This window comes from Bradyrhizobium sp. S3.7.6, from assembly GCF_054061875.1.
Window position 1 is genome coordinate 211,524 of record NZ_JBSSEQ010000004.1, and the last position, 12,689, is coordinate 224,212.

The 12,689-nt window shown below is 61.3% G+C and carries 13 protein-coding genes and 4 pseudogenes; 5 read left to right on the forward strand and 12 right to left on the reverse strand.

What is annotated here, in order from left to right:
• Positions 1–409 precede the first annotated feature (409 nt).
• From ACVJ5M_RS46350 to ACVJ5M_RS46360, 3 genes and pseudogenes are all read right to left on the reverse strand, one after another.
• Positions 410–1,286 (reverse strand): annotated as a pseudogene (locus tag ACVJ5M_RS46350) (manganese catalase family protein).
• Positions 1,287–1,944: 658 nt separating this feature from the next.
• Positions 1,945–2,793, reverse strand: coding sequence for an MBL fold metallo-hydrolase (locus ACVJ5M_RS46355; protein WP_085400097.1), 849 nt, complete (start codon positions 2,791–2,793; stop codon positions 1,945–1,947).
• A gap of 26 nt (positions 2,794–2,819) precedes the next feature.
• On the reverse strand, positions 2,820–3,392 hold the full coding sequence (locus tag ACVJ5M_RS46360; protein WP_456679782.1) for a NuoB/complex I 20 kDa subunit family protein: 573 nt from the start codon (positions 3,390–3,392) through the stop codon (positions 2,820–2,822).
• 325 nt (positions 3,393–3,717) lie between these two features.
• Between ACVJ5M_RS46360 and ACVJ5M_RS46365 the strand changes: the two genes are divergently transcribed.
• The 3 genes from ACVJ5M_RS46365 (at position 3,718) to ACVJ5M_RS46375 (ending at position 4,645) form a co-directional block, all read left to right on the forward strand.
• Complete coding sequence (locus ACVJ5M_RS46365) at positions 3,718–3,864, forward strand: hypothetical protein (RefSeq protein ID WP_161495789.1); 147 nt, start codon at positions 3,718–3,720, stop codon at positions 3,862–3,864.
• 9 nt (positions 3,865–3,873) lie between these two features.
• Positions 3,874–4,041 (forward strand): hypothetical protein, encoded by a 168-nt coding sequence (locus ACVJ5M_RS46370; protein WP_201266152.1) that lies wholly within the window; start codon positions 3,874–3,876, stop codon positions 4,039–4,041.
• A 106-nt stretch (positions 4,042–4,147) separates the two neighbouring features.
• Positions 4,148–4,645 carry a ferritin-like domain-containing protein gene (locus ACVJ5M_RS46375; RefSeq protein ID WP_354098541.1) on the forward strand — a complete coding sequence of 166 codons (498 nt, stop codon included), beginning with the start codon at positions 4,148–4,150 and terminating at the stop codon, positions 4,643–4,645.
• Between the two features lie 255 nt (positions 4,646–4,900).
• On the opposite strand, the pseudogene ACVJ5M_RS46380 reads toward ACVJ5M_RS46375, so the two are convergent.
• A pseudogene (locus tag ACVJ5M_RS46380) lies at positions 4,901–5,128 on the reverse strand (DUF1003 domain-containing protein); the annotation flags it as partial.
• 192 nt (positions 5,129–5,320) lie between these two features.
• Here ACVJ5M_RS46380 and ACVJ5M_RS46385 point away from each other — a divergent pair.
• Positions 5,321–5,776 (forward strand): annotated as a pseudogene (locus ACVJ5M_RS46385) (NAD(P)/FAD-dependent oxidoreductase); the annotation flags it as partial.
• 229 nt (positions 5,777–6,005) lie between these two features.
• Positions 6,006–6,197 carry a hypothetical protein gene (locus ACVJ5M_RS46390; protein ID WP_456679783.1) on the forward strand — a complete coding sequence of 64 codons (192 nt, stop codon included), beginning with the start codon at positions 6,006–6,008 and terminating at the stop codon, positions 6,195–6,197.
• A gap of 421 nt (positions 6,198–6,618) precedes the next feature.
• Here ACVJ5M_RS46390 and ACVJ5M_RS46395 read toward each other — a convergent pair whose 3' ends face one another.
• The 8 genes and pseudogenes from ACVJ5M_RS46395 to ACVJ5M_RS46430 all read right to left on the reverse strand — a co-directional run bounded on the left by ACVJ5M_RS46395 (position 6,619) and on the right by ACVJ5M_RS46430 (position 12,573).
• The gene (locus ACVJ5M_RS46395) at positions 6,619–6,846 is read right to left on the reverse strand and encodes a DUF6894 family protein (protein ID WP_085400089.1); all 228 of its coding nucleotides are present in this window, start codon (positions 6,844–6,846) and stop codon (positions 6,619–6,621) included.
• Positions 6,847–6,849: 3 nt separating this feature from the next.
• Entirely contained in the window at positions 6,850–7,581 is a 732-nt protein-coding gene (locus ACVJ5M_RS46400) for a Crp/Fnr family transcriptional regulator (protein WP_085400087.1), read from the reverse strand.
• 114 nt (positions 7,582–7,695) lie between these two features.
• Positions 7,696–8,865: a DUF305 domain-containing protein gene (locus tag ACVJ5M_RS46405; RefSeq protein WP_456679784.1), complete on the reverse strand. Its 1,170-nt coding sequence runs from the start codon at positions 8,863–8,865 to the stop codon at positions 7,696–7,698.
• Positions 8,862–9,041 carry a CsbD family protein gene (locus ACVJ5M_RS46410; RefSeq protein WP_085400086.1) on the reverse strand — a complete coding sequence of 60 codons (180 nt, stop codon included), beginning with the start codon at positions 9,039–9,041 and terminating at the stop codon, positions 8,862–8,864. The genes ACVJ5M_RS46405 and ACVJ5M_RS46410 overlap by 4 nt, the downstream gene beginning before the upstream one ends.
• Positions 9,042–9,193: 152 nt before the next feature.
• On the reverse strand, positions 9,194–9,895 hold the full coding sequence (locus tag ACVJ5M_RS46415; protein ID WP_456679785.1) for an alpha-amylase family glycosyl hydrolase: 702 nt from the start codon (positions 9,893–9,895) through the stop codon (positions 9,194–9,196).
• Positions 9,896–10,245: 350 nt separating this feature from the next.
• A pseudogene (locus tag ACVJ5M_RS46420) lies at positions 10,246–10,819 on the reverse strand (alpha-amylase family glycosyl hydrolase); the annotation flags it as partial.
• Between the two features lie 24 nt (positions 10,820–10,843).
• A complete protein-coding gene (locus ACVJ5M_RS46425; RefSeq protein ID WP_354100368.1) occupies positions 10,844–11,383 on the reverse strand; it encodes a hypothetical protein in 540 nt (179 codons plus the stop codon).
• Positions 11,384–11,397: 14 nt separating this feature from the next.
• Positions 11,398–12,573, reverse strand: coding sequence for a zinc-dependent alcohol dehydrogenase (locus ACVJ5M_RS46430; protein ID WP_354098509.1), 1,176 nt, complete (start codon positions 12,571–12,573; stop codon positions 11,398–11,400).
• Positions 12,574–12,689 lie beyond the last annotated feature (116 nt).

Below are 12,689 nucleotides of genomic sequence, written 5' to 3' on the forward strand. Positions count from 1 at the left end.
CTCTCCGTAGGAGCGGGTTTGGAGTGTAAGGCGGTGTAGCATTGCCGAAGCCCTCTAGGCGCTAAAACGCGATACCCCTTTTTCGGGTTCCGCGATGTTCAACCGACATCGAACGGTTCAACCGAAGCGGGAGCCGCTTTTTTCGCCGGCGGCCCCACCCCGCCGGTTTGTCTCGTGAATTCAAGGGATTGATCGATGCGCGCAGTGAGATTGCCCCGCAAGCCCATTCCTGCAGACCTCGATCAGAGGTCGCTTGAGCGGCTCAGGCAGATCTTGCCAGGGTACCGACCGATGGCATGGGTGGAAGAAGTAGGAACCGCGGCGGCCGCGTGGAGGCGGCCGGTCGCGGGAGCAGGATCATCGGCTAAGTTGCCGGTGGATCAGCGGGAAAGACTTGCTCTCGTAGACCTCACGTCAGAGCATTCGTCACTGGCGGCTCTTTCATCTGTTCGACCTGCGCGCCGCTGTCGGGCCGGGGGCGGGTCCGAGGACAGGCTCTTGGCCCAGTGGTTCAAATCCGGCGCGGAAGCTGAATTCGCCCTGACCGTCGATCGAGGGTCCCTCGCAATAGCGGCCCGGCTGGATTGAGGCTGCGTCGCGTTCGGTACCCCTGAACATGTAGCTAAACTCCGTCGCTTCCTTGCTCCGATCGAAGCTGTTCGGAATCGGGAGCGCTGCATCGGCACCCATCTCCTCGATCACCGCGAGCCATTGCTGCTGGTGCATGGTGTCGCGGGCAATGAGATAGCTCAGCATGTCCTGCATGCCCGGGTCGCTGGTGGAGTTGTAGAGCCGCACCGCAAGCGTACGGCCCGTGGATTCGGCCGCGACGTTGCAGTACATGTCGGCCGCCAGATTACCGCTCGCATAGATGTGCGAACAGTCGAACGGCACGCCGTCGCAATTGGCAGGAAATGCGGACAAGCCGGTCGAAAGAATGTGCCGATGCAGCATGCCTTCGACCGCTCGCCGCCGTTCATCACCGCGCCGACCACGGGATTGGCTTGCATCGTGGTCTCCTGCGTCGTTACGGGCGCATCCTCCAGGTTCAGTGCAACAGCGGTGGCCAACATCTCGATATGGCTGATTTCTTCCGTCGCCGTGTTGAGAAGGACGTCGCGATATTTCGCCGGTCCGCGAGCGCCCCAAGCCTGAAAGAAGTATTGCAGGCAGACCCGGATCTCTCCTTCCACGCCGCCGATCGCTTGCTGCAGCTGGCGAGCGAAGATCGGATCCGGTTTCTCGACCTTTACGGGATATTGCAGTCGCTTGTCGAAATAGTACATGCGCATCTCCTTTTTTTTGCAAATCCGCAATGAGCACCCGGAAGCTGCGTTCCTAATCTTTCGCCGCAATCATTTAGAGGCGTTCGAGATTGGCGCGCTTCTCGGAAGACGTGAATAAAAAACAGATGGCCCCGGCGGGGAGACGAGTCCGCCGAGGCCGCTCTTGCCACGCGCTGGTCGAAGCGACGGCCCTTCAATCTCGCGCGATCGGCAAACCGTCAGCGCCGAGGCGCGGCTCCATTGGAAGGCGGAGTTGTCTCGTTGCGCATGCCGGGAGGACTGGAGGCACCCTGGCCGCCACGTTCGACGTGTGTAATACCGCCGCCGCCAGCGCCGCCCGCTCCTGCACCAGCTCCGCTGCCGCCGGCTCCAGCTCCGCTGCCTCCGGCACCGGCTCCAGCACCGGCGCCACCACCAGCGCCACCGGCCCCACCGCCAGCACCACCACCGGCACCGCCGCCCGCGCCTTGCGCGAATGCGGCGCCCACTGACGTGCCGGCCAACAGAGCCGCTACCGTGATCGTGAAGATTGTCTTACGCATGTCATTGCTCCTTTAGTGGTTGAGTGTGTTCGTCCAATCGAGTCCGGCTGCAACCGTTCCTATGAAAATGCCTCGCATGAAGTGATCTGCCGGTCGCAACGTCATCGGTGCTGTTTTCAACGCCTGTGCGTGGAAGGGACAGCGACGCTCTTGAAGTTCTCGGCAAGAGACGTGAGCGCCGCCCGCATGTCCGGGCCTTGCAGGGCAGCGCCGTGCCCGGTCACGACCACTTCCGGTGAGAGTGCGGCAAGTGCGCGCACCGAGGTCTCGGCGCTCGCCCAATCGGGCGTGAAGTACATCGGAGGTCCGTGCATTTCCGGAGCCTGCGTCACCGCCGCGTAAACCGATTCCTGACGCGTGGTGATGAATACGTCTCCCGCGATCAGGAGCCGGTCGCGTTCGCGCCAGAGTGACACGTGACCGGGTGTATGCCCGGGCGTGTGTATCCACTTCCACTCGATCAGGAACGGCACGCTGTGATCCGCCGGAAGGTCGTATAGCCTCGAGGCGACGTTGACCGGCTTGGTCGGGAACAGTGGCGAGAGCCGGGCAAGGAGCCCGCCGCCCACGCTCGGATCGGCTGGCGGATAGGACTGCGTGCCGTCGAGATAGGGATGCTCGGCCGAATGGGCATAGACCGGCACATCCCATTCGTTCGCCAGTGTCTCAAGCGCACCGACATGATCGAAATGGGCGTGCGTCATGATAACGCATGCCGGTCTGCCGTACGCGCCAAACCTCGCCCGGGCGGCGCTCCGGATCGCCGGGGCCGAGCCTAGAATGCCAGCATCGACCAGAACACAGTTGCCGTCGCCGGCATTCTCGTCCCCGACGAAGACGACGTTGACGATCGCGAGTTGCCTGTATGCGACATCGGACACGATCTCGCGCGTGTTGTCGTTGCGATCACGGTCGGCTCGCGGGTGCTTCGCGCCGGCCTCGGGTGAGAGGGGTATCTGCGTCATTTTCTTCCTTCCTCATGGACCAGCGTCTATCGCTCGATCGTTCCCGTCCGCCTGATCTTCTGCTGCAGCAGCATGACGCCATAGAGCAAAGCCTCCGCCGTCGGAGGGCAGCCGGGAACGTAGATGTCGACCGGGACGATGCGATCACAGCCGCGGACGACCGAATACGAATAGTGATAGTACCCGCCGCCATTTGCGCACGAGCCCATCGATATGACGTAGCGGGGCTCGGGCATCTGGTCGTAGATTTTGCGGAAGGCGGGCGCCATCTTGTTGGTCAGGGTGCCTGCGACGATGACGACATCGGACTGGCGCGGCGACGCTCGCGGCGCGAAGCCAAAGCGCTCGGCATCATAGCGCGGCATCGACATCTGCATCATCTCGACCGCGCAACACGCGAGCCCGAAGGTCATCCACATCGGCAAGCCGGTGCGGGCCCAGGTGATCAGCTCATCCGCCGTTGCGGTAAAGAAGCCCTTGTCGGCGAGGTCGTCCCGGATCTGCATGAAATAGGGATCGCTGCTGTTCTCGGGCGCGCCGGCACCGGGCCGCAAGAGCGAAGCGGCGGGCTGGCTGGGGTGCAAAGCGGGATCATTCATGATCTCGGTCCTGGTGCTGAAACTTTCCACCATGTTCCTGAAGACCGAAACTGCTTGATGGCGACTTAACCGAGGTTAGCGCGGCTTGGGCATCGATGAGCACATGCGGAAATTAACGTGCGTGATTGTCACAGGGGCAGTCTGCACCTATCAATTCGGCATGTGGTGGACCTTGGTTCTCGTCGGCGGCCTGCTCGTGACGATCTATGCGTTGAGGTAACAAGCCGCCGAGCAGGCGCGGCAGACGATCACGCGCGACGTGGAACGACACCGCGTCGAGGCGATTCTATCCGAGCGGCCAAGTACCGCGGCAGGAGGATCCGGCATGGAGAAACCGACTCAGGAACAACTCGACGAGCTCAAGCGGTTGAGCAAAGAGGCGCGGGTGGAGGACTGGTCCGAGCTGGTTCAGTCCAAGCAGGAGGCCGAGATCCGTATCAGCGATCTCAAGCAAAAGGCACGAATGGAATAGGAGCCCCCTATGACTGAAAAACCCATCAACGGACGCGAGCCCTCATTCTCGGAAGACGACATCCAACGCGGGGAGCTTGGGCCGCGCGGAATTCCCGGCAAGGAGTCACCGACCAGAATGACGCCGCAGCGGGAAAAGAAGACTCCCGATGATGTGGATCAGGGGCATCCGAAGTAGCAGGCACGCGCGCTGCGAGTGCGACGTTGCACGCTGATCCCGTTTGGAACGATGGCCGGATCGACAAGTTGGCGGAGCGGCCAACAACCAACAAGGATCAGCCAGGATGACAAATGCAGCCAGAGATACCTTCGTCGTGGGTTTGCGCAACGCGCACGCGATGGAAATTCAAGCGCGCGAACTGATGGAGCGCCAGTCCGAGCGTCTCGATGAATACCCGGAAGTCAAGGCAAAGCTGACGGCCCATCTGCACGAGACCAACGAACAGCTCAAGCGGCTCGAACGTTGCCTTGACGCATGTGGCGAGAGCACTTCGTCTCTCAAAGATACCACACAGTCCGTGATGGCCAACATGCAGGCGATGGCACATGCCGCCGCGGGTGATGAGATCCTCAAGAATACTTTCGCCAACAACGCCTTCGAGAACTTCGAGATCGCGGCCTACAAATCTCTCATCGCGCTGTGCGACTCCGCTGGTGCACCGGAAGCCAAGGCGGACCTCGAGATTTCCCTCAAGGAGGAGCAGCGCATGGCGGCCTGGATCGACTCCAACGTCGAGAAGGTCACCAGGGAGTATGTCGAACATCAGCGCCGGGCCGCCTGACGTTTTCCAACGCAACGAGCCCCGCGCCACTTTTTGGCGCGGGGCTCATTCTTTCCTGCCTCAACAGGCTAGTGCGTGTTTGATTTCTGCCACCGTTCCCGGTGCAGGGGCTCATGTGGAATCGAAACTTCTCGAAAGCGCAAGTAAGGGCCAGACCTCCGCTGAAGCTCTGAAGTCGGTCGTCCAATGGGCGCTGGCGGACGCCCCGACCATGTGGAGGTGACGCAGGCGTCATGACAAGACCATCGGCCCGCCTTACCGCAGGTTGGTTTCCTCGATCTTGTCCAGTACACGCTCTGGAGCGATGCTGCGGGACGACTCGTCGAGATCTGCCTGTGATCCGGATTCAATTTGCAGGTGGCGCGCGACTCCGTTGAGGACGTCGGCGACGTTGGTCAGCTCGTGTTCGGTCAGGAGACTGATCTGCAGATCAAGGTCCGCTCTCTTGCCGGCCTCTGCGGCCATCCGGTTCTGCGAGATCAGACCAGTCTCTGTTGAGCGGTAGCTTCGGCCTGCTCGCGACAACGGCGGTCGACGAGCGCCCGAATATTCCGCTTCGAGAACCGGGCTCATTCCTTCGGGAGGGCAGGCAGCGATATATAAATCGCCGATGTTTCCTGGCTATGGACCCCTGATGAGCTGTCACGCTTATCCCCACGAGGATCGTGAGTGACCATGTTTGATTGTCTTGTAATCGGTGGGGGCCCCGCAGGTCTTACGGCCGCCATTTATCTCGCACGGTATCGGAGATCGGTCGCCGTGTACGACGCCGGCCACAGCCGCGCCGCACTGATCCCGAAAAGCCATAACTATCCAGGTTTCCCCACGGGAATTTCCGGTGTCGTACTGCTTGACAGGCTGGGCCGACAAGTCGAGTTCTACCAGGTGCCCATCGTGGGAGCCTGGATCACCAGCCTAGATAAGACCAGCGAGGGTTTCGTTGCGACCAGTCGCAACGGCGAGGTCAGAGCCCGCACCATATTGCTGGCGACTGGCATCGTGGACGTCGCACCGCATATGGATGGTCTCGACGAGGCCGTCAGCAGGGGGCTCGTGCGCTACTGCCCCGTTTGCGATGCCTTCGAGGCGACCGGTCGACGCATCGCGGTCCTGGGGAGAAGCGAAGCCGCAATCAGCAAGGCGAAGTTCTTGCGTAACTACTCCAAGGACGTGACGCTGCTATGGCAGCGCAGTTCAGGACCAGATGATCCGAAAGATATGGTCGAAGCCGGTTTGGTCGCGACGGGGATCAGCGAACTCAAGTTCCATGACCAGATGATCCTTGCCACGACGGATGAAGGTGAGCAAAGCTTCGACGTGCTTTATCCAGCCTTGGGGGTGCGAGGTCAGATCGGATCTCGTGGTAAATCTCGGAGCTGCGACCGGCCAGACCGGCTGCCTCGAGGTCGACGCGCATCAATGCACAACCGTTGCCGGCGTCTTCGCGGCCGGCGACGTGGTCTCGGACCTTCACCAGATTACTGTCGGCACCGGCCATGCCGCCATCGCCGCCACGCATATCCACAAGGTCCTGCCCGCGCGCCCTCGCTAGGCTTCTCGCCCCGACGGTGCACCGACAATTCTTGGCACCAAGGATCTGTAGTAAGTGGCTCGGAATACGCGCCGCGGGCGTTAACCTTTGTGAATGAGCACCTCTTCTGATCTCTCTAGGCTCGCAGCCGTTGGAACAACTATGCGTGGATATCAGACCAATGCAAAGACGACGCTTCAAGCAAACCACTTCGCTTCAAGAGCGCATCGCGGAATTTTCAGAGAAGGTTCGTAAGGAGGCCGACGTCGCTCCGGATGGAAAAGAAAAGGACGCGATGCTCAGGCGCCTTCGTTGTGCGGACACCGCGGCCGATATCGAGCGGCAGCTGAGAGTCGAGTCCGAATAGATCGCTTCTGTCCCGGCCTGCGAAGAGGCCATCGTGTTGTCCCGGATGGCCGTCGTTCCGAACCGCCTCGCAGCGCTAGTCCAACTCCTTGCGATCCAGCCTGACGGTCATTTCAAACAAGGGCCTGTCTTCGCTCCTCACGGTCAACGTCACCTGCGCCCCCTTGGACGTGAACACGTCCCGGGCGATCGACGTCACAGCAGCGATAGCTTCTCTTGTTGCAACTTCGAGGCTGCCATATTCGGTCCCCTCGCTGTCTGACACGGCAACAAAGTCGTCTTGGATGTCGAAATAATACCGCATGGCTCAGAGCGAGGGGTTCAGATGAAGGTAGAGTCCGTCGAAGTCGGCTGTTTTCCTTAATCTGGCTTCGTCCCGTATGGAGATGCGGCCCCTGTCGAAATCCAGCAGGCCTTGGCTGCGCAATTCCTGAACCACACGATTCATATGCACCACGCTTATGCCAGTGGCGTCGGCGACCAGCGCTTGAGTTGCGGGAAAACTGAAGGAGAGGCCGTCGGTACGTCCGATCGCCTTTAGCCTTGCGTACAATTCGAGCACGAGATGCGCAACCCGGCTGGCGGCATCCCGCTGCCCGATATTGCAGATCCACTCGCGGAAGATCGCGGCATCCGTGAGGGTGTCGCGCCAGAGGGCTTGGGCAACGCTGGGTCGACGCTTTAGGAGCTCTCGCAGCGGGTCGTGAGGAATGAATCCGAGCAAGCAGTTGCCGAGTGCGGTGACGTCGTGATCCATGACGTGAAGGAACAGACTCTGCAGATCGGGAACGTCACCGGGCTGGTGAAATGACAAGACTTGGCGCTGCCCGTTGCCGACAATCTTCGACCGCAGAACGAATCCGTCGATCACTAGGCAGCAGGCGGTAGGGCGATCCCCGAGGGATGCGATCGGCTCACCGTTGGCCATCCGCTTGCTGACTATCGGGAGGCTGTTGATCGCACGCTCATCCTCCTCGTCGATCTCGGTGCTGACCCTCAACCGTTTCAAGAACGGTCCTGTAATCTCCGCTTTAGTCATCGCTCTCTCTCCGGTCGGGAAACGCCATGTCAACACGAAGGTTCCTGGGCGACCGGAAGTGGGATCAGTGCTTCGGCGGACACCCGTCACCTATGATCGGCGATGACAGCCAGTTCAATTGACGTTGTCTGCCAGCATGTTGTGGAAAGCCGCGGCGACCGCTTCCGGACCGCGCAGATGCTGCATCAGCGCAATCTCTCCCTGCTGCTCGTGGCGAATGGCATGAGCCATGACGCGTAAGCGGGGATCGCTGCGGCTCTGCCACATCTGATCGGCCATCTTCACCGCACCCCTGTGATGCCTGCTCATCAGTTCCACGAAGACTGAATCGAAATTTCCGGGCGGAGCTGATTTGAGGTCGCGCACCTCGGCCTGTGTCAGCAAGCCGGGCATGGCCGCACGTTCAGCGGTGCTGCAGTCCGGCATCTCGGTTTCGAACCAGCTCAACCACCAGTTCTCGAAAATCCGGTTCTCGCCCGCCTGACTCGCGACCATGAGCATCGCGAGCTTCCGCAGATGCGGGTCTTGCGCGCGCTCCGCAGCAACCCGCGCCAGTTCGATGCCTTGAGCGTGATGCGTGGTCATATGCCGGATGTAGCTCTGCTCTGCATCCTTGTCGCGGCCCATCCAGGGCAGCTCGTAGCCATGACTGCCGAACCAGGCGGTCGTCCCAAGCATGACGATCACTACCGTGGCGAACGTGACCCAGGCATTGGTGAAACGCTCGTCTTGCGCAGGCGTATGGCCCCATGTCCATCGCAACCGGGCGAACAACGGGTACATCACGGCGGACGAACTGTGAACGAGGAGGCCGATCCAATAGGGTTGCTGCAGCGTGAACAGCGGCTGCCAGAACGGAAACAGCGGCACCAGCACGAACCATTCCATGGCTGAGGAAAATACGGCCCAAGGCAGCGCCAGTCCCAGAATGGTCAGCGGCCGCAAGTCGGCGGTCCAGCGGCCGAGCGCGCCGAAGAAGACCAGCGCCCAGGAGAAATCAGCCCATTGATGAAATGCGATGCCGGTGAGGATCGCAGTCCATGACGGCTCCGCACTGAGTGCCAAGTCGCGCGCCGGAATGGCGGCGACGGTCATCCAGTCGACGGCCGCATCACGGCCGAGCCGCGCGGCAAAGAGCTGGCTGACGATTGTCGAGAAAGTGCTGCTGATCAGACCGAGAGCCGCGGCGGCGACCCAGCGCGAACGTCTCCGCGACGCCGTAAGCGGCGCGGTGCTGGCGCCAATGGCCGGCGATGAAGGTTCTGGAGGCGCGACGGCGGTCACGTCAATTGCTTGAGCGTCTTCAGGGGATTGATCTGGCTCGGCTTATCGAGGTGATCGTGGCCGCGCTCAGCCTGCTCCCTGCCTTCATCGTGGAGATCCTGGTCTCCGACGATTTCACCGACGGCTTGCTTTGCCTTGCCGGCGATCCTTTGCGTGAGATCTTTCGTCTTGCCCATCGCCAACCTCGAAGTTCGCGCCGCTGATCCCGGCGTCTGGAAGGGGGGCGAGGGTCGGGGTCGCGGTTTCGTCCAATTGACCTCCGGCAGCGGGGTCGGGACGCCGGAGGTTCTGGTGAGACTCTCTGCGAAGCCGATGGTTCCTGCGCTTCTCAGCGCCGCTCGACTGCAATGATCACCCCTTCACTGCCACGGAGGAGGAGAGAGGCGCCGGATAGCGGCAGCTTCGGGCGATCGAGATGGGTGGACATCAATAGGCGGCCATGACCCTGCCAGCACCATTTCCGGGGCTCGGCCGCGTTATTGAGCAAGACCAGCAGTTCATCTCGATCCCGCGCGCGCTTAAATGCCAGGACATCGTTCTGCGAACGCAGCGGCTGCTGGTCGCCTTCGCGCAAGCACGGCTGCTCGCGGCGCAGAGCGATCAGCTCTCGAAACAACGAAAGAATTGAACGATCGTCGCGTTGCTGCCCGGTAACATTCTTGGAGCCACTCGGACCGGGCGGCAGCCATGGCTCTCCGGCGCTGAAGCCGCCGTTCGTGCCGTCGTCCCAGCGCATCGGCGCGCGTTCGGGATCCCGGCACAGTTCATAGCCGGGCACCAGCTTCTCGAAGGGATCGCGCACCCGGTCCGGTGGGATCGCTACACGTTCGCGGCCGATCTCGTCCCCCATATAGAAGAATGGCGTCCCCCGCAGCGTCATCAGCAGCATCGCCAGGATGCGCATCTGCGCTTCGCCGATCTTGCTTGCGACCCTCGGCTTGTCGTGCCCCCCGACAACCCAGACCGGCCAAGCCTGCGGGGGCAGGGCGTTGAGGTACGCGTCGATTCGCCGCCTGCAGCGACAGCGCATCCTAGGGCGAATCGAGTAGCGCGAAGTTCAAGGGCAAATGCAGGCGGGGCCGATCGGTTCCGTAGAAATGGCCGATGTGGTCGGTCTTCCCTTGCACTTCGCCGCACAGCAGCCGCCCCGGGTATTCGTCGATTACTTTTCGGAGGTCCTCGATACATTGCATCGTCTCCGGACGATCGTCGGTGAAAACGGATGTTTGGCGTTGCGGCGGTGCTTTCTTCTCGCCATCCGGGTTCGGCGGGTTGTCGCGGAGAAATTCGTCCTTGATCAGGACTGCGCTGGCATCGATGAAAGCCGTCGACGCCGCGATCGAGCCAGAATCGCATCACATCGGAGATCGCCGTACGCACCTCCGGATTCCGCCAGTTGAGGTCCGGCTGCTCGACCAGGAAGGATTGGTAGTAATATTGCCGCCGCGCCTCGCACCATTCCCACGCGCTGCCGCCAAAGCGGCTCAACCAATTGTTGGGCGGGCCGCCATTCTCGGCGGGATCGGCCCAGATGTACCAATGCGCTTTCGCATTTTCAAGGGAGCTGCTGCTCGACAAACCACGCATAGTCGTTGGCGGTGTGATTGGGGACGAGGTCAAGAATGAGCCGAATGCCTTCCTCGTGCAGTCTCCCGAGGAGGTGGTCGAAATCATCCATTGTGCCGAAGGCGGGGTCGATTGAGCAATAATCCGAGATGTCGTAGCCGAGATCCCGGAAGGGGCTCTTGTAGATCGGCGTCAGCCACACGGCACCGACGCCGAGCCACTTCAAATAGTCGATACGCGACAGCAACCCCGGCAGGTCGCCCTTGCCGTCACCATTGGAATCCTGAAACGAGATCGGCGCGATCTCGTAGATTGTCGCGGCCCGCCACCATGGCACTTCCATCGTGGCTGCTCGGGTCTCGCCTGGTAATGATCTGTCGTGCCTCATGCGTTCAGGAAATGCATGGAAAGTTTACGAGTTTGATTTCATGGCGTGCGCGATCTGCCTTGCGGCACTGCGCGCCCCCCCGATACCGCGGGGATAGCCGCTGCGGTTCGGATAGAGCTTTCGCCTTGCATCGCGCGCTGGCCGGCGGGGTTTGGTATCCTTGGCGGCTCGATAGTCGAGGACGGCAATGCCACCGACCATCAAAAGGGCCAAGGCGACGTTGCCCTTCTTGGGATTGTCTGCTGTCAAGCCTGACACGAGCGCAGCTGCATCCAAGCCGTCACCGCCCACACGGGCCCATAGACCGGCATTCTTGTCCACCGACAGCGACATGATACCCGCCATGATCTCCCGGAGGCCGAACGCTCTGACCAGGGTCTCGCTCCCTTCCATGCCGAGCGTCTCGGTAACGCGCCGCGGCGCAAGGAATTCGAACACGCCAAGGCCGATGCTGAACCAGCCGAGCGCGCGTGCGAGCTGGTCTTCCGGCCGCTTCAGGCTCGGTCCACCCTCGACGATTTTCGGGTCGCCCTTGGTGCGTACGATATTGGAGAAATGAAACATCTTTGACGGCTCCTTCAGGGCTTGAGGACGACCTTGATGCAGGAGTCGCGCTTGTCGCGAAACACCTGGTACATCTCAGGTCCGTCGCTGAGCGGGACGGTGTGAGTGATGACGAAGGACGGATCGATCTCTCCTTCTTCGATGCGGCGCAGCAGGTCATCGGTCCAGCGGTTGACGTGGGTCTGACTCGTTCGCATCGTCAGGCCCTTGTTCATGAACGCGCCCATCGGCAACTTGTCGGAGAAACCACTGTAAACGCCGGGCACCGAGATGATTCCGCCGGGACGGCAGACGTAGATCATCTCCCGAAGCACGTGAGGCCGGTCGCTTTCCAGCATCACCATCTGCTTGGCACGGTCGAGCAGGGTATCCGGCTGCGACGCCATCACGTGCGACTCCATGCCGGCGCAATCTATGCATTTTTCCGGACCCTTGCCGTCAGTCAGCTCGTTGAGCCGTTCGACCACGCTCTCGGATTCAAAGTTGATCGTGGTGGCCCCGCCGGCTTCCGCCATGCTGAGGCGCTCGGGCAGACAGTCGATCGCGATCACCTGGTTGGCCCCAAGCAGAATGGCGCTCCGGATCGCCATCTGCCCCACCGGCCCGCAGCCCCAGATCGCAACCGTGTCGGTCGGCTCGATGTCGCATTGCACGGCAGCTTGCCAGCCGGTCGGGAAGATGTCGCTGAGAAACAGCAGCTGTTCATCAGGGATGCCAGATGGAACCTTGATGTGCGTGGCGTCGGCATAGGGCACGCGCAGATACTCGGCCTGTCCGCCGGGATATCCACCGGTCAGGTGCGTATACCCGAACAGGCCGCCAGTCGTGTGCCCGAACACCTTGTCCGCGAGGTAGCGTTTGCGGTTGGTGGTTTCGCAGACCGAGAAATTGCCCCGTTTGCACTGGTCGCATTCCCCGCAAATGATCGTGAAGGGGACAACGATGCGGTCGCCCTTTCTGAGCTTGCCGTCGACACCGGCACCGACTTCGACCACTTCGCCCATGGTCTCATGGCCCATGATATCGCCGGGCAGCATCCCCGGGATGAAATTGTGAAAAAGATGGAGGTCGGAGCCGCAGATCGCACAGCTCGTGACCTTGATGATGGCATCGCGGGGCTCCTGGATCTCGGGGTCGGTGACCGTGTCGCACCGTATGTCTTCCTTGCCGTGCCAAACCAACGCCTTCATGTCTGTCCTCCGAGGTCCTACGAGCCATCTAAGTCGAACGAAGAACGATGGTTGCTATTGCTGACGGCGAAATCGCCGCATCGGAAACAGCGTGCGCATCAATAGGAACGACAGCG

Coding starts and splice junctions, on each gene's coding strand:
- ACVJ5M_RS46430 (WP_354098509.1), bottom strand. CDS start 12,573: ATGAAGGCGTTGGTTTGGCACGGCAAGGAAGACATACGGTGCGACACG.
- ACVJ5M_RS46370 (WP_201266152.1), top strand. CDS start 3,874: ATGACTGAAAAACCCATCAACGGACGCGAGCCCTCATTCTCGGAAGAC.
- ACVJ5M_RS46375 (WP_354098541.1), top strand. CDS start 4,148: ATGACAAATGCAGCCAGAGATACCTTCGTCGTGGGTTTGCGCAACGCG.
- ACVJ5M_RS46365 (WP_161495789.1), top strand. CDS start 3,718: ATGGAGAAACCGACTCAGGAACAACTCGACGAGCTCAAGCGGTTGAGC.
- ACVJ5M_RS46415 (WP_456679785.1), bottom strand. CDS start 9,895: ATGCGCTGTCGCTGCAGGCGGCGAATCGACGCGTACCTCAACGCCCTG.
- ACVJ5M_RS46395 (WP_085400089.1), bottom strand. CDS start 6,846: ATGCGGTATTATTTCGACATCCAAGACGACTTTGTTGCCGTGTCAGAC.
- ACVJ5M_RS46425 (WP_354100368.1), bottom strand. CDS start 11,383: ATGTTTCATTTCTCCAATATCGTACGCACCAAGGGCGACCCGAAAATC.
- ACVJ5M_RS46410 (WP_085400086.1), bottom strand. CDS start 9,041: ATGGGCAAGACGAAAGATCTCACGCAAAGGATCGCCGGCAAGGCAAAG.
- ACVJ5M_RS46360 (WP_456679782.1), bottom strand. CDS start 3,392: ATGAATGATCCCGCTTTGCACCCCAGCCAGCCCGCCGCTTCGCTCTTG.
- ACVJ5M_RS46400 (WP_085400087.1), bottom strand. CDS start 7,581: ATGACTAAAGCGGAGATTACAGGACCGTTCTTGAAACGGTTGAGGGTC.
- ACVJ5M_RS46355 (WP_085400097.1), bottom strand. CDS start 2,793: ATGACGCAGATACCCCTCTCACCCGAGGCCGGCGCGAAGCACCCGCGA.